Source organism: Methylobacterium adhaesivum (assembly GCF_022179065.1).
GTDB lineage: Bacteria > Pseudomonadota > Alphaproteobacteria > Rhizobiales > Beijerinckiaceae > Methylobacterium > Methylobacterium adhaesivum.
Genome location: NZ_BPQD01000037.1, coordinates 44904 through 59148 on the forward strand (window position 1 = coordinate 44904; position 14245 = coordinate 59148).

The window sequence follows — 14245 nt, forward strand, 5'->3', positions numbered from 1 at the left end:
TCGTGCTCTGATCGAGAACCTGTGTCGATCGGGAGTTTCGTGAAGCAGTCTGAAACGGCGTCCCGTCGGTTCGGATCGCAGGGACGAAAGAAAATCACCGATCGCCGCGGGGCGTCCGGCTCGGGTCGTCGGCGGGGTCGATGTAGTTGAGCCCGAACGGGCCGGTGCCGTTGACCTGCAATTCCACCGGCTCGCCCGTGGTCCAGAGGGCGTGCGGCATGTCCGCCGGCAGATAGACGAAACCGCCGGCCCGCAGGGTCTGGCCGGCGGACCGGTCGAGGGTCTTGCCATGCTGATGGACGATCGCGCCGGACAGGATGGTGAGCGTCTCGGCCTGCGCGTGGGTGTGGGGGGCGATCACCGTATCGGCGGGGACCTTGATGCGCAGGACGAAGGGGCCGGGCTTCGACGGGTCGCCCGCCACCATGCTGAGCTGCGTCCCCTTCGGCAGGTTCGCCGGGCCCGGGCCGTAGACAACGCTGGCGCCGTCGGGAAACGCGATCATGCCGTGCGCGCCGTGGTCGGTCTCCCCCGCGAGACTCGGCCCCGCCAGGGATACGGCCAGAAGGCCGGCGACGGTTCGTGAAAGTGAGGTCATGGCGCGGTCCCAGGGTTGAGGCCCGAGGACATCCCGTCGTCCCCGGCCGAAATGGCCCGAGCAATGTCGAGTGCGAACGCGCGGGCGGCAAGGGGTCGTGATAAGGGGGCCGTCCGCCGGGCGATCCGCCGGCGAGGGGCGAGCCCCCATCGCCACCGCTCGCATCCACGGGAGCCGGAGTTGCGCATGACGTCCTGGGTGTTCTGGGCCCTCCTCTCGGCGGGGTTCGCCGCCCTGACGGCGATCTTCGGCAAGGTGGGGGTCGAGGCGATCGAATCCGACGTCGCCACCTTCCTGCGCACCGCCGTGGTCCTTTGTGTCCTCGGGGCGATCCTCCTCGGTACCGGCGAGTGGCAGCCCCTCGGGTCGATCTCGCGCCGGACCTACCTGTTCCTCGGGCTTTCCGGCCTCGCCACCGGGGCGTCGTGGCTCTGCTACTTCCGCGCCCTGAAGCTGGGCGACGCGGCGCGCGTCGCGCCCATCGACAAGCTCAGCGTCGTGCTGGTGGCGGTGTTCGGCGTGGCCTTCCTGGGCGAACGGTTGTCCACGCCGAACTGGCTCGGCGTCGGCCTCATCGCGGCCAGCGCCGTGCTGGTCGCCTACCGGGGGTGAGGCCGAGCGTTCCGATCCTCAGTTCTCCAGGGGCTTGCACCGGCCCGGCTCGGTCTTCGAGAAGGTCTCGCCTTCCTTGAACGGGTGATAGTTTTTCGCCTGCTCGGGCGAGAGCCAAGCCGCGTCCTTGACCGGACCGGTGTAGAGATGGCGCACCCAGGCGATAATCTGCAGGATCTCGTCCGGGTTCACGTCTTCGTTGTGCGGTCCCATCATGCCGTTGGCGCCACCCCAGATCGTCGAGAACAGGCCGACATCGCTCGTGTTGAGGGGATAGGTCCAGTAATTGTCGTTCAGACCCGGCCCGACCTTACCCTCGGCCAGATGACCGTGACAGCCAGAGCATGAGGTGAGAAAGAGGCTCTCGCCGTTGCGGAGACAGGACCGGTCGTCGATGTAGATGTTCTTCCCGGTCTTGAGGAATGTCTTCACCGCCTCCGTGTCGCGGCCGCCGGGCTTGCCGTCCGCAAGGGTCATGGCTTCGCCCGTGATGGTGTTGCGCAGCACGATATCCGTTGACGCGTCACCGGCTGGCTGCGCCAGGGCAGCCCCAAGTCCGAGGGCCACGCCCCCCAGAACGGCCACACACGTTCTCACGACTGTCTTCATTCGCTCGCAAGCCCTTCTTAGGTAAATTTTATGATTACCCTTCGAGCCAATCTATAGCCGCGCGATGGATTAAGATCATCGGGAAAACGTGTTGCGGGACTTGCTTAAATACCCCGACTTCCACTGTTGAACATTGCAATCCCCTCACGCTCGCCAATCCGGGAGCGCCCCCGGCGGTTCCTCGAACCAGGACGGCACCGGCAGGTTGCGCTCGCGCAGGAAGGCGGGATTGAACAGCTTCGAGGCGTAGCGGGCGGCGCCGTCGCACAGGATCGTCACGACCGTGTGGCCGGGGCCGAGGTCCCGCGCGAGGCGGACCGCACCTGCGACGTTGATCCCCGAAGAGCCGCCGAGACTGAGGCCCTCCTCACGCATCAGTCCGAACACGTGCCCGAGGGCCTCCGTGTCGGGGATACGGTAGGAGCGGTCGGGCCGGAACCCCTCGAGGTTGCGCGTCACCCGGCCCTGGCCGATGCCTTCCGTGATCGACGAGCCCTCGGCCTTCAGGGCACCGTCCGTGTAATAGGCGTGGAGCGCCGAGCCCTCGGGATCAGCCAGCGCAATTGTCACGCCGGGCTTCAGGGCGCGCAGGGACTGCGCCGTTCCGGCGAGCGTGCCCCCGGTGCCGGCGGCGCAGACGAAACCGTCGACGGCGCCACCCGTTGCCTCGAAGATCTCCGGGCCGGTAGTCTCCACATGCGCCTGCCGGTTGGCGACGTTGTCGAACTGGTCGGCGAAGAAAGCGCCCGCCGGCTCCGTGGCGGCCAAGGCCTCGGCGAGGCGGCGCGCGGCGTGGACATAGTTGTTCGGGTTGGAAAACGGCACCGCCGGAACCTCGACGAGGCGGGCGCCCGCCAGCCGCAGGGTCTGCTTCTTCTCGTCCGACTGGGTCTCGGGAATCACGATCACCGTGCGGTAGCCGCGCACGGCGGCCACGAGGGCGAGGCCGATGCCGGTGTTGCCGGCGGTGCCCTCGACGATGGTGCCGCCGGGCCGGATGAGCTCCCGCGCCTCGGCGTCGCGGACGATGGACAGGGCGGCGCGGTCCTTCACCGACAGGCCGGGATTAAGAAACTCGGCCTTGCCCAGGATCGTGCAGCCGGTCTCCTCGGACGCGCGGGCCAGCCGGATCAGCGGCGTGCCGCCGATGGCCGACAGGATGGTGTCATGCGGTTTCATGGCTGGCACGCTCATGCATCATCGAAGCTCCGGACGATCCCCTGCCGGGTCTCGGCCTTTCACGCACCGAATGCCAGCCCCGGATCCCAGTTTGGACGTCGGTCCCGCCGATCGACGGGGCGGGAGACGATCCTCCTCCCCCGCCCGGAGCGACACGAACGATCGTCTTGGGTGCCGGCGGACATCGCATCGCGGGCCCGCTTCGAGCCTTCGGCCCATCCCTCGATTCGACGAAACACCGTGGTCGGAGCGGTCCGTCTCGGCCGAGGATCGGCCTCTCTCGGGCGCAAGCCTCAGGCGGCCCTCGCCCCGGCCAGCTCGACCTTGCGCAGGGCCCCATCGAGGGCGATGTGGAGGGCGAAGGCCGCACCATCCTTCGTCGCGGGAATTTCGAAGTGCTTCGGTTTGCGCCGGACCTCGCCGCTCGGCGCGTAGCCCGCGTTCCGGGCCGCCGCGAGGGCGGCTTCGGGATCGGCCGGGGCCTGATCGGGCTTGGCGTGACCGGGCTTGGCGTGATTGGGCTTGGCCGGCCATTCGACGGCGCGGATGCTGCCGTCGCCGAGGGCGAGGCGGGTGACCTTGATCTCGGACGGCTTGCGTTCGCCGGTCACCGTCACGGTCTCCCCCGGCGTCAGGGTCAGCCCTTGGACGCCCTTGGGACCGAGATCGGCGAGGAACCGCCCGTGCGGCCCCTCGACGGCGAAGCGGTGGCCGAACACGGCCCATATGGTGCCCGTGGCGGTATGGAGGTCGGTCATGTGATGTCCTGTCGGGTTCGAAGAGCGCCCTTTCGGGTCGAGGCCGTTCTACGGGCCGGGTCCGGACCGGGACTGAACGGGCCGGTTCAGCCCCGGTTCAAGGGTTCGGGTCCGGCCCGCACCCGCCCTCCCCCCACCTCGCGGTTTGCGGACGACCGTGGCTGTGCCATGTCTCGGCAGGCACAGCAGGCGGGGGAACATCGATCGTGAGCGTGGGACTTCTGGCACTTCTCGACGATGTCGCGGCGCTCGCCCGCGTGGCAGCGGCCTCCCTCGACGACGTGGCGGCCCAGGCCGGCAAGGCCGGCACCAAGGCGCTGGGCATCGTCATCGACGACGCCGCCGTGACCCCGCGCTACGTGGTAGGTTTCGCCGCCGCGCGGGAACTGCCCATCGTCTGGCGCATCGCCGTGGGCTCCCTCAAGAACAAGCTCCTGTTTCTCCTGCCCGGCGCGCTGCTCCTGAGCTACGCCGTGCCGTGGGTAATCACGCCGCTCCTCATGCTCGGCGGCCTCTACCTCTGCTACGAGGGGGCGGAGAAGATCCTCCACGCCGTCATGCCGGCGCCCGCCCATGCCGAAGCCGAGACGGCCGCCCCTTCCCAGGATGCCAAGGTGCTGGAAGACCAGCGCGTGCGCGGCGCGATCCAGACAGATTTCATCCTCTCGGCCGAGGTGATGGCCCTGACGCTCGCTTCACTCACCACGGACTCGACGGTGACGCGGGCGGCGATCCTCGCCATCGTGGGTATCGGCGTGACGCTCCTCGTCTACGGCGTCGTCGCCCTCATCGTGAAGGCGGACGATGCCGGCGTGGCGCTCGCCGCCAACGATCGCCCGGCTTCCACCCTTCTCGGCCTGCGCGCCGGTTCCCCGGGAGCCGCCGCCACGGGCGCGGACCGCGCCCTGCGTCCGGCGACGCAGGGTCTCGGCCGCGCCCTCGTGGTCGGCATGCCGTACTTCCTCAGCGGCCTCGCGATCCTCGGTACCGCCGCGATGCTGTGGGTCGGCGGCGGCATTCTCCTGCACGGTCTCGAGCATTTCGGCGTCACCGCCCCGGCCCACCTCGTTCACGAGGCCGCGAAGGCGGCGGCCGCCGCCGTCCCGAGCCTGGCGGGCGCCGCCGAATGGCTCGCCACCGCAATCCTGTCGGGCCTCGGCGGTCTGGTGGTCGGCGGCCTGACGATTCCGGTCGTGCAGTTCGTCCTGGCGCCCGCCACACGGCGGATTCGCGCCCTGTTCGGCCCGAGCGAACCGGCAGCGGCCCGGCGCTGACGGCGGCCGGCGTCCGGCGTCCGGCGTCCGGCGTCCGGCACGAACGCCACCGATACGAGGTAGATCGCCTCGCCTGAGGTGAAGGTCCGGCTTTATGCTGTGCTGGCAAGGCTCGACCGCAATCACCGCAATCCAAGCCAATCGACGAAACGCCAATTACGGCGTGGGTACTCAGGAAACACAACGACGCGTTTCACAGCTTCTTAACATATGGCAGTTCACGGTATGCCATGCTCACCGTGCCTATGAAAAAGCAGTGCTTGTCCGATGATCGCGGCTCGGTTGCCGTCGAGTTCGCGATTATTTCACTCACTGCTGTCATAACGATCGTGTTCATCCTCACCGCGAGTATGGTCCTATATCTCAACCAGACGCTCGACAACGCGACGGCTCAAGTCTCACGACAGATCATGACCGGCTCGGCCCAGGCTGCCTCCATCAACAGTTCTGCGTTTCGCGTTGATTTGTGCAAGCTTCTACCCAGAACGATCGATTGTAGCCTCCTCGTCATCAACCTGTATGTCGTTCCGAAGTCGGCCGGCCCGTCCGGCTTCTACAACTTCGTGAATGCCGACCTCTCGGGCTTGAGCTTGCCGGATCTCTCCAATGGCGGCACGGGACAATTCACCCTCGGGGCGCGAGGCGAGTACCAGTATCTGCAGGTGATCTATCCGATCACATTCCCGCCCGCCCTGATCCTGAAATGGCTCAGCGGTGGCGCGACCTACAAAGGGGCGCCGGCCTTTCTCGCCATCTCCACGGCGGCGTTCCGGAACGAACTGTTCTGACGATGCGCCAAAAAGCTACCCTCGGGCAACGCTTCCTCGGCGACCGAAGCGCGGTTTCCGCGGTTGAATTCGCGGTGATTCTGCCCGTCCTCATGCTTCTCACGGCCGCCGGCCTGCAACTGGTCACGTATCTCAACGCGATCCGGAAGGTCGACCTCATCGCGAACTCGATCAGTCAGATCATCTCGCAGGCGAGCCCCCCGCAAGGCTCGACCGTCGCAACGGTCAACAGCCTCGATCTGCACTTCACCTACGACGCCTCGATGGTGCTGTTTCCCTATGTGTTGCAGGACGCCAAGCGACGGGGCATCTCTTGGTACCAGGCCATCTCCATCAATTTCGCCAGCATCGCCTTCATCGCGAAGGTTCCGGCTTGCGGGTCTAATGCCGACCCCAGCGAATGCTACGTCGCCACCGTCGCCTGGACGAGCATGGGGACCGCCGGAGACAATTACAGGCGCTGCGTGACTCCACAGCTTGCTGCCGCCGACAGTGCGACTCCGAACCGAGTGAGTCTACCGCGGTCCGTCTTCGGTCCCGGTTCCATCATCGCCGTCGATGTCGTGTTCATGTTCACGCCGACTTTCGGCGCCGGGTTCATCGATCCGATTCGCATCGCGCGGTCGGTCTACCTGCAACCGCGCTATGCCACCCTGATCAATTACGACACAACGAACGACGATGGGATTGCTGTGAAATGTCCCGGCTATTGACGACGCTTTCAGCCCATGGAGCCGCCCTTCACGCATCACGGCGGGGCAGCATTCCGATCCTGTTCGCCCTCAGCCTCGTTCCCCTCATCGGCCTGGTCGGCCTCGGGATCGATTACGGCGTCGCCGCAAGCGACAAGAGCAAGCTCGACACGGCCGCCGATGCCGCTGCTCTGGCGGGCATCGTCACGACGAAGGCTTTCATTGCCGACAATGCCGGTCAGGCCGACTTGAACGCCAAGGCGGTGGCGGCCGGGATCACCAAGGCGACGAATGTCTTCCGGGCCAATCTCGGAAACGTCGCCCTCGCGCAGATCGATTTTCCGACCCCACAAATCACACGAAGCGGCCAGACGCTGACTGCGGTGGTAAAATACTCAGCTACCGTACGCAACACCTTCGGCCGCCTCTTCGGGACCGCCGCCACCACCCTCACGAACTCGTCGACGGCGTCGGCCGATATCGCAAGCTATCTCGACTTCTACCTGCTCCTCGACGTGTCAGGCTCCATGGGATTGCCCGCTTCGGACGCCGGGATGACGCAGTTGGCCTCCGTCAACAAAGACATGTTCAGTGATTATCAACAAGGTTGTCAATTCGCGTGCCATTTCCCCAATAATACTGGCTGGGGTCTGGCGGCAGGAAAGATCCAACTCCGTTCGGATGCGGTCAATAACGCCGTTTGCTCCCTCATCCAGCGGGCATCGACACCCGTCGTCGCCAATCAGTACCGGGTCGGCCTATATCCTTTCGTCAATCAAATGGGCGTTCTCACGTCGATTACGACCAATATGTCCATGCTTTTGACCACCGCCCAGTGCGACACGCAATGGCCGCTCGCGCTGACCAACCTCCTCGATACGGGCTCCACGCAACTTGCTACGAACAATGACCCGAGTACGGGGACCGGCAGCGGCGGAACCCATTTCGATACGGTTCTGCCGCAGATGAAGTCGGCTATCGCAACATTCGGTGATGGCAGCTTGGCGACCCAGCCGAAGTCATTCGTTTTCTTGGTCACGGATGGCATGCAGAACGACCAGAACTTCTCGAGCTCCAAGAATGGCAAGCGTGTCTATCCCGGATCTCCCACCAAGTTCCCGGGTTATGACGACGCAAACTGGGACGGATCCAAGCCGAGACAAATCGATTCCGCAAACTGCGACGCCCTTAAAAAAGCGGGCGCAACAATCTCAATTCTCTACATTCCCTATAATATTATCACTTTCAAGGAACTCAATTCTAAAACGATCATCACCGAAAATAAGAAGGTCAACACCATCAGTCCAGGGCTCTCCACGCCTCTGAAGGCGTGCGCCTCTTCGGGCTTTTTCTTCACGGCCAACTCGGCCGACGACATCAAGGCGGCATTGAATTCGATGTTCGATAAGGCCCTGCAGGTCGCCCGTCTGACGCAGTGACACCGCCGCGCGGAAAACCAGATCCCCGCCGGCCTTTGCTTCGCTTCTCCCAATCCGTCGCCTCGAGGCGACCCGGCAACGATCCGGCCAATCGGGACGTTGGCGTGACGCCACGCATGAGAACGGGGCGTGTGAACGGGAGAAGCGGCTTGGACGCCAGGGCAACATCGGGCTCGGAACTCGTGAACGTCGTGCGGCGGGCGGCCGATCAGGCACGCCGCAAGGCTGCGGCCTTTCCCGGCTCGGTGAGCGGGGACGATCTGCCCTGGGCCGTGATCGAGGCCTTCGACGCCGACGTCCGGGGCCATGTCGAACGAGACAGGCGCATTGAGGAGGAACGCGACCGCGTGTTGATCACAGCGGTCGGGCTCGCCGAGACCCGTCCGGAGGAGGATGGGGCGGCGGCCGTCGAGGCTGCTCGGAACAGTCTCGTCGAGGCCATCGATTATCTCGAGCAGGCCGTGCTGCGGTTCGGTATTGTCAACGCCGCAGCGGCAAGAAGCGGCCTCGGCACGCCGGGCCGGCGCGTGTCGGCCGGCCCTTGAGGGCCGGCCGGGTTGTTCGATCAGCTGACGTTTCAAGCAGCTCTAATCCACCACCTTCAAGTCATTGAGGGACACTGTGCCGTTCTGACTGGAGAAGCGTGGCGCGGCGCCGTTCGCCTGCTGCACCCCGGAGATGCGGTGGTCGCCGCTGTCGTAGGTCTTGAGCTTTCCGTCGGTCTCCACCAGGAGGCGGTGGGCATTGGGGAAGAACGCATAGCGCAGGTCGTTCTGACCACCGCTGGAAGCGGGCTGGCCGAGCTCCTTCGGCCACCAGGGCTCGGCGCCCTTCATGGGTTCCATGGGCTTCATCGGCTCCATGGGTTTCATTGGCTTCATCGGTTCCATAGTGAAGCATCTCCGGATCGGGAATGGCAGGGCTACGCGCGAACTTCCTTAAGGTTTCACCCGGCCGGCATGCGCCATTGAATTCGTCCCCCCTCGCCCGCATATCGCGCGCATTCCTCGACAAACTTCGGAGACGGACCCTTGAGCGACACCGTGGAACGGCACGAATTCGGTGCCGAGGTCGGGCGCCTGTTGGACCTCGTGGTCCACGCCCTCTATTCCGATCGTGAGATCTTTCTGCGGGAACTCGTGGCCAATGCCGCCGATGCCATGGACCGGCGCCGCTTCGAGGCCCTGACGGACCAAGCCTCCGCCCTGCCGCCCGACGCCAAGGTCCGCATCACCCCCGACAAGGCCGCCCGCACCCTGACCCTGTCGGATGCCGGCATCGGCATGACCAAGGCGGAGCTCGCCCAGAATCTCGGCACCATCGCGCGCTCCGGCACCCGCGCCTTCAGCCAGTCCCTCGGAGAGGCCAAGGCGGAAGACCGCCCGAGCCTCATAGGCCAGTTCGGCGTGGGCTTCTATTCCGCCTTCATGGTCGCCGACCGGGTCACCGTCACGTCGCGCCGCGCCGGGTCCGACGAAGCCTGGACCTGGGCGTCGGACGGCCAGGGCGCCTACACCCTTGAGCCCGCGACCCGCGCGGAGCCGGGCACCGACATCGTCCTCCACCTTAAGGAGGATGCCGGAGAGTACCTCGAGGGCTACCGCCTCGACCACGTCGTGCGCAAATGGGCCGACCACATCACGGTGCCCATCGCCCTGGTGGAGGACGGCAAAGAGGAGACGGCCAACCAGGGCACCGCCCTGTGGCGCAAGCCCAAATCCGAGATCACGCCGGAGCAGTACACCGCGTTCTACCGCCATGTCGGGATGAACTTCGACGAGCCGTGGGCCACCTTGCACTGGCGGGCCGAGGGGGCGCTGGAATTCTCCGCCCTCCTGTTCGTGCCCGGCATGAAGCCGTTCCAGGCGGTGGAGAACGAGCGCGCCAGCAAGGTGCGCCTTCACGTGCGCCGGATGTTCATCACCGACGAGGCCGAGCTTCTGCCCTCGTGGCTGCGCTTCGTCCAGGGCGTCGTCGACACCGAGGATCTGCCGCTCAACGTCTCGCGCGAGATGTTGCAGGCGACCCCCGTGCTCACCAAGATTCGCCGGGCGGTGACCGGCCGCGTGCTTACCGAACTCACCAACAGGGCCAAGGACGCCGAGGGTTACACCCCGTTCTGGGAGAATTTCGGGCCCGTCCTCAAGGAGGGCATCTACGAGGACCACGAGCGCAGGGCCGAGATCGCGCCGCTCCTGCGCTTCCACTCCTCCGCCCAGGACGGTTGGACGTCCTTGCCCGACTATGTCGCCCGGATGAAGGACGGCCAGGACGCGATCTACTACCTCGTCGCCGACGATGCCGACGCCCTGAAAAACTCGCCCCAGCTCGAAGGGTTTCGCGCCCGCGGCGTCGAGGTTCTGCTGCTGTCCGACCACGTCGACGCGTTCTGGCCGGACGCCCTCGGCCGGTTCGACGACAAGCCCTTGCGCTCCATCACGCAAGGGTCCGTCGACCTCGCGAAATTCGCTGGCGAGGCCGATGCTGGGGAGGCGCCGGCCTCCGTCGAGGCCCTGGTCGCGGCCCTCAAGACGGCCCTGGCGGCGGACGTCTCCGAGGTTCGCGCCACGGATCGCCTCGTGGAGAGTGCCGTGGTTCTGTCGGCACCCAGCAATGGGCCGGACCTGCAGATGCAGCGCCTCCTGCGCCGGGCGGGACGCGGCGGCGCCAGCCTGCCGGTGCTGGAGATCAATCCACGCCATCCCCTGATTCGGTCGCTCGCCGACCGTGTCGCGGCAGAGGCCGACATCGCCGAAGCCGCCGGCACCCTCCTCGACCTCGCCCGGGTTCAGGACGGCGATACCCCGCGCGACCCCGTGGCCTTCGCCCGCAAGGTCGCCGCCGCCCTGGCCGGCACTCCGGCTCCCGCCCCAGCCGTCGACGCATAAACCGTGCCCTCACCCCGGCCTGCCTTCCCGTGCGGGCCGGGGCCGTATGCGGATTCTACGACATTCCCTAAACGACACCACGGCAGCTCGACGGCTGCTTCTTGCTACGACGCAGGCCCTGCGCCCGGTTCACGCCATGACGGTTTGCGCCCCCTGGCGGAGGCCGACGAGCGGATGTCGGACAGGTTTCCGTCGCGGCCTCTCATGTGTCCCTGGCGCAAGCTCACCGCGCTGCCGCGCCTCACCCACTCGTGGCGCAAGAGGCCCCGGCCCTGCCCCGCTTCGGCCGAGCGTGATCCACGTCCACGACGAACCGGCCTCTCCGTCTACGGCCGCGCCGCCCACACACGACGCCCGCGGCCCCGGCGCCTGTGGCACCTCCATGATAACGCGGGCCGGAGGGCCGCTTCGCCCGCCTGTGCGGCGCCCCTACCGGTCCGCGTGTTCTCATCAGCCCACACGTCATGCTGCACTCCGGCCTGGCAGCGATCCCGATCCCGAATCCTCTTCCTGCCCTCGACCCGCTCACAGCCCTCGCCCCCGCCGGCACGCTCGCTGCCCGCATCTCCGATTTGCCCGATCCGGACCATTTCGCCGAGGCCCTGCGCGTCTACATCGCCACCTTGCCGACCTCCACAACGCACGACTTTTCTTGCAAACCGGCCTTGTGAGTTCGCTTCAGGCCATGCTAAGCCGCGCTTGTCTCATCGAGGCCCCCGCGGAGAGGTGGCAGAGCGGTTGAATGCACCGCACTCGAAATGCGGCATGCCTGCAAGGGCATCGGGGGTTCGAATCCCCCCCTCTCCGCCAGAGACCAGTTTGAGGCGGTTTCGCCCAGACTTTAGGGCTCTGAAATCACTCAGCTTTTCCGGCTGAGGTGCTTGACACGGTCTCGCTGCGTCCCACCTGATATCCCCTCACCCGCTGGGGTGAATGCTGGGGGTTGGGCGGACACATGGCGCACGCGGTCAACAAGCTCACGGCTTTAGGCGTTTCCAAGCTGAAGGAGCCGGGTCGCTACGGCGACGGTGCCGGCCTCTACCTCATGATCGATCCAGGCGGGTCGCGTCGCTGGCAGATGATCTTTCGACATGGCGGCAAACAGCGGGAGATGGGGCTCGGAAGCGCCAGCCTGTTTTCACTCGCTGATGCTCGCCGCAAGCGCGACGAGACGCACCGGCTCATCGCTGAGGGCCGAGACCCCATCGCGGAGAAGCGGAAGCCGGACCCGGTGACGGTTAAGGCTGTTACGTTCGGCGAGTTTGCGGATCAGCACATCGCAGAAATCACCAAGGGCTTCCGGAACGAGAAGCACAAGGCGCAATGGACAAGCTCGCTCCGGAATCACGCATCGTCCCTCAGATCAAAGGCGTTGGCGGACATCACAACCGATGATGTGCTGTCTGTGGTCAAGCCGATCTGGCACACGAACAACGAGACGGCTTCCCGTGTGCGCGGTCGGATCGAACAGATCTTGGATGCGGCTAAAGCCAGAGGGCTTCGCACGGGAGAGAATCCAGCACGTTGGCGTGGGCATCTCAACCAACTGCTATCGAAGCGGCGGAAGCTTCAGAAGGGGCATCATACCGCCCTTCCATACGCCGACCTACCCTGTTTCATCGACGAACTTCGTAAGCGTACCGGCGTCTCGGCCCTGGCGCTTGAGTTTGCGATTCTCTCTGGCGGACGTGTCGGAGAAGTCTTGAAGTGCCCGTGGTCGGAAATCGATAGGGTGAAAAAGGTTTGGTCGATCCCAGCGGCGAGGATGAAGGCCGAACGAGACCATCGGGTGCCACTCACACCACGCATGCTCGAAATCCTCGACGCGGTGGAGCCACTACGGCGGGGAGACTATGTTTTCCCATCCTTTCGCGCCGACAAGCCGCTAAGCGATATGGTATTTGCAGCACTGTACAAGCGCATGGGTAGACGCATCACAACTCACGGCTTCCGCTCAACTTTCCGAGATTGGGTAGGTGACGAGACGAACTATCAACGGGAAGTTGCCGAAGCCGCTCTCTCGCATGTCGTGGGTGACTCGACTGAGGCCGCTTACCGGCGCGGCGATGCCCTTGAGAAGCGGCGCGAACTCATGTTGGCATGGGAAGCCTTCGTGACATCGGAGGCCGCATGATCGTGGACGTTCTCAACTGTATCAACGACACCGATGCGGAGACGGACGAAGGGGCTGCGCATGCGGCCCTGTTCGCCCACGTTGGTGTTACCGATGCTGAGGACTGGCGCACCGTCGCCTTACGCCTCGCATGTCAGTACGCGCCAGAGCTTCTGACGGGCCTGGAATCGTGTGAGTCTGCCAAGCCGGCGAGGAAGGGCGGTAGGCCGAAGACACGAACCGACTGGCACCTGATGATGGTGGAGATTTTTGTTGAGCAGGTTCGGGAGGCGTCCCGCGAGAAGCGTATCCGGCCGGGGCTGGATACCGACATAGACGCTTGCAAATACATATTGGGAACGGCTCCCGAGACGAAGGACATGCGTGATGCGCTTGGTCTCAAGCCGGGGACCAGCCCTTTCACTCTGAACAACATGCTTCGGGATGCGAGAAAGCTCGGCAAGAGGGCTTAGGCCCACGCAAACACCTGATGGCTTTGCGTGGCTCACGGAAATCCGACCCGGCTTTTTCCGTTGGAGTGGGCCTTCTAACTCTCGTTCAGCCCCACCGGGTTGAGGAGAGTTTCAGTGGATCAAGAGATACAGACCGAACGGGCATTGCCGCCTGCTCACTCGCAAGTCCTAACGGTCGCGGAGATGTGCGCGACCTTCCGCATCAGCAAAAACCGCGTGTTCGATGAGATGAAGGCGGGGCGTCTCGCTGCTAAGCGCGTCGGCTCTCGTGTTCTCATCAGCCGAGACGATGCCACAGCATGGTGGAACGGCCTGCCGGATCGGAAGGTAGCGGCTTGAACCAAGTTGGATCATTGTCCTGAAGGACGAGGCGACGCTCTCTGCGAGCGTGGGGGAAACATGACGGCTTCCTTTCCTCCGGGAATTTCGACTTTCACGGATTCCCCCGCCAGCACCTTGCCAAGGAGAACAACGGCCTCGTCGGAGTACTTACGAATCGGGTTCTTGCCGTAATTGATCGCGCAGTGATACCGATTGTCACTTGACTTGATGTCAAAGCCTATTTGCTCCTTGAGCATGTCAATCGCTCGCTGTGCCCGTGCCCACCCTCTGCCGCCAAGCTTTTTACAGACGCCCGTCAGTGTATGGGGATAGTTGGCACCCATAACAGATGCTTCGTTCACCGTCGTGATGCCGAATAGCTTGGCAAACTCATCGCCGTTCTGAACTGCGCCTTCCAGCATCTTAAAGTCCGCTTGAACCATCTTGCGGGGAATGTCTGTCCGGACGAGTTCATAGGAGCGGCTGAGGAGAGCCCTCAGC

17 protein-coding genes and 1 tRNA gene are annotated in these 14245 nt (G+C 64.9%); 12 read left to right on the forward strand and 6 right to left on the reverse strand.

Annotation, left to right across the window (positions count from 1 at the left end):
* Window positions 1-94: 94 nt before the first annotated feature.
* Window positions 95-598, reverse strand: coding sequence for a cupin domain-containing protein (locus MFF01_RS19110; protein ID WP_238227781.1), 504 nt, complete (start codon window positions 596-598; stop codon window positions 95-97).
* 186 nt (window positions 599-784) lie between these two features.
* Here MFF01_RS19110 and MFF01_RS19115 point away from each other — a divergent pair, with 186 nt between their 5' ends.
* Entirely contained in the window at window positions 785-1210 is a 426-nt protein-coding gene (locus MFF01_RS19115) for an EamA family transporter (RefSeq protein WP_238227782.1), read from the forward strand.
* A gap of 18 nt (window positions 1211-1228) precedes the next feature.
* Here MFF01_RS19115 and moxG read toward each other — a convergent pair whose 3' ends face one another.
* The 3 genes from moxG to MFF01_RS19130 all read right to left on the reverse strand — a co-directional run bounded on the left by moxG (window position 1229) and on the right by MFF01_RS19130 (window position 3756).
* Complete coding sequence (gene moxG, locus MFF01_RS19120; protein WP_238227783.1) at window positions 1229-1819, reverse strand: cytochrome c(L), periplasmic; 591 nt, start codon at window positions 1817-1819, stop codon at window positions 1229-1231.
* Between the two features lie 144 nt (window positions 1820-1963).
* A complete protein-coding gene (locus MFF01_RS19125) occupies window positions 1964-2998 on the reverse strand; it encodes a cysteine synthase A (RefSeq protein WP_238227784.1) in 1035 nt (344 codons plus the stop codon).
* A gap of 293 nt (window positions 2999-3291) precedes the next feature.
* Window positions 3292-3756, reverse strand: a complete 465-nt coding sequence (locus MFF01_RS19130) for a hypothetical protein (protein ID WP_238227786.1) — start codon at window positions 3754-3756, stop codon at window positions 3292-3294.
* Between the two features lie 206 nt (window positions 3757-3962).
* Between MFF01_RS19130 and MFF01_RS19135 the strand changes: the two genes are divergently transcribed.
* The 5 genes from MFF01_RS19135 (at window position 3963) to MFF01_RS19155 (ending at window position 8494) form a co-directional block, all read left to right on the forward strand.
* The gene (locus MFF01_RS19135) at window positions 3963-5030 is read left to right on the forward strand and encodes a DUF808 domain-containing protein (RefSeq protein WP_238227788.1); all 1068 of its coding nucleotides are present in this window, start codon (window positions 3963-3965) and stop codon (window positions 5028-5030) included.
* Between the two features lie 230 nt (window positions 5031-5260).
* Window positions 5261-5818, forward strand: coding sequence for a TadE/TadG family type IV pilus assembly protein (locus tag MFF01_RS19140; RefSeq protein ID WP_238227789.1), 558 nt, complete (start codon window positions 5261-5263; stop codon window positions 5816-5818).
* Window positions 5734-6531 (forward strand): TadE/TadG family type IV pilus assembly protein, encoded by a 798-nt coding sequence (locus MFF01_RS19145; protein WP_238227790.1) that lies wholly within the window; start codon window positions 5734-5736, stop codon window positions 6529-6531. The genes MFF01_RS19140 and MFF01_RS19145 overlap by 85 nt, the downstream gene beginning before the upstream one ends.
* On the forward strand, window positions 6516-7949 hold the full coding sequence (locus tag MFF01_RS19150; RefSeq protein ID WP_238227791.1) for a pilus assembly protein TadG-related protein: 1434 nt from the start codon (window positions 6516-6518) through the stop codon (window positions 7947-7949). Before MFF01_RS19145 ends, MFF01_RS19150 begins: the two co-directional genes overlap by 16 nt.
* Window positions 7950-8140: 191 nt before the next feature.
* Window positions 8141-8494, forward strand: a complete 354-nt coding sequence (locus MFF01_RS19155; protein WP_373319815.1) for a hypothetical protein — start codon at window positions 8141-8143, stop codon at window positions 8492-8494.
* Between the two features lie 42 nt (window positions 8495-8536).
* On the opposite strand, the gene MFF01_RS19160 is transcribed toward MFF01_RS19155, so the two are convergent.
* A complete protein-coding gene (locus tag MFF01_RS19160) occupies window positions 8537-8830 on the reverse strand; it encodes a hypothetical protein (RefSeq protein ID WP_306421620.1) in 294 nt (97 codons plus the stop codon).
* A 150-nt stretch (window positions 8831-8980) separates the two neighbouring features.
* On the opposite strand from MFF01_RS19160, the gene htpG reads away from it, so the two are divergent.
* The 6 genes from htpG (at window position 8981) to MFF01_RS22175 (ending at window position 13762) form a co-directional block, all read left to right on the forward strand.
* Window positions 8981-10837 (forward strand): molecular chaperone HtpG, encoded by a 1857-nt coding sequence (gene htpG / locus MFF01_RS19165; RefSeq protein ID WP_238227794.1) that lies wholly within the window; start codon window positions 8981-8983, stop codon window positions 10835-10837.
* 464 nt (window positions 10838-11301) lie between these two features.
* Window positions 11302-11508, forward strand: a complete 207-nt coding sequence (locus MFF01_RS19170; protein WP_238227795.1) for a hypothetical protein — start codon at window positions 11302-11304, stop codon at window positions 11506-11508.
* A 49-nt stretch (window positions 11509-11557) separates the two neighbouring features.
* A tRNA-Ser gene (locus MFF01_RS19175) sits at window positions 11558-11647 on the forward strand.
* A 145-nt stretch (window positions 11648-11792) separates the two neighbouring features.
* The gene (locus tag MFF01_RS19180; protein WP_238227798.1) at window positions 11793-12971 is read left to right on the forward strand and encodes a tyrosine-type recombinase/integrase; all 1179 of its coding nucleotides are present in this window, start codon (window positions 11793-11795) and stop codon (window positions 12969-12971) included.
* Window positions 12968-13423, forward strand: coding sequence for a hypothetical protein (locus MFF01_RS19185; protein ID WP_238227800.1), 456 nt, complete (start codon window positions 12968-12970; stop codon window positions 13421-13423). The genes MFF01_RS19180 and MFF01_RS19185 overlap by 4 nt, the downstream gene beginning before the upstream one ends.
* A gap of 114 nt (window positions 13424-13537) precedes the next feature.
* Entirely contained in the window at window positions 13538-13762 is a 225-nt protein-coding gene (locus MFF01_RS22175; RefSeq protein WP_353959554.1) for a helix-turn-helix domain-containing protein, read from the forward strand.
* 11 nt (window positions 13763-13773) lie between these two features.
* Here MFF01_RS22175 and MFF01_RS19190 read toward each other — a convergent pair.
* A partial coding sequence (locus MFF01_RS19190; protein ID WP_238227802.1) for a hypothetical protein occupies window positions 13774-14245 on the reverse strand: 472 nt, incomplete at its 5' end.

Excerpts from the sequence above, each read along its gene's own strand:
- MFF01_RS19115 (WP_238227782.1), top strand. The coding sequence starts at position 785 with ATGACGTCCTGGGTGTTCTGGGCCCTCCTCTCGGCGGGGTTCGCCGCC.
- MFF01_RS19145 (WP_238227790.1), top strand. The coding sequence starts at position 5,734 with ATGGCTCAGCGGTGGCGCGACCTACAAAGGGGCGCCGGCCTTTCTCGC.
- MFF01_RS19140 (WP_238227789.1), top strand. The coding sequence starts at position 5,261 with ATGCTCACCGTGCCTATGAAAAAGCAGTGCTTGTCCGATGATCGCGGC.
- MFF01_RS19125 (WP_238227784.1), bottom strand. The coding sequence starts at position 2,998 with ATGAAACCGCATGACACCATCCTGTCGGCCATCGGCGGCACGCCGCTG.
- MFF01_RS19150 (WP_238227791.1), top strand. The coding sequence starts at position 6,516 with ATGTCCCGGCTATTGACGACGCTTTCAGCCCATGGAGCCGCCCTTCAC.
- MFF01_RS19160 (WP_306421620.1), bottom strand. The coding sequence starts at position 8,830 with ATGAAGCCAATGAAACCCATGGAGCCGATGAAGCCCATGGAACCCATG.
- MFF01_RS19130 (WP_238227786.1), bottom strand. The coding sequence starts at position 3,756 with ATGACCGACCTCCATACCGCCACGGGCACCATATGGGCCGTGTTCGGC.
- MFF01_RS19110 (WP_238227781.1), bottom strand. The coding sequence starts at position 598 with ATGACCTCACTTTCACGAACCGTCGCCGGCCTTCTGGCCGTATCCCTG.
- MFF01_RS19180 (WP_238227798.1), top strand. The coding sequence starts at position 11,793 with ATGGCGCACGCGGTCAACAAGCTCACGGCTTTAGGCGTTTCCAAGCTG.
- moxG (WP_238227783.1), bottom strand. The coding sequence starts at position 1,819 with ATGAAGACAGTCGTGAGAACGTGTGTGGCCGTTCTGGGGGGCGTGGCC.
- MFF01_RS19185 (WP_238227800.1), top strand. The coding sequence starts at position 12,968 with ATGATCGTGGACGTTCTCAACTGTATCAACGACACCGATGCGGAGACG.
- MFF01_RS19170 (WP_238227795.1), top strand. The coding sequence starts at position 11,302 with ATGCTGCACTCCGGCCTGGCAGCGATCCCGATCCCGAATCCTCTTCCT.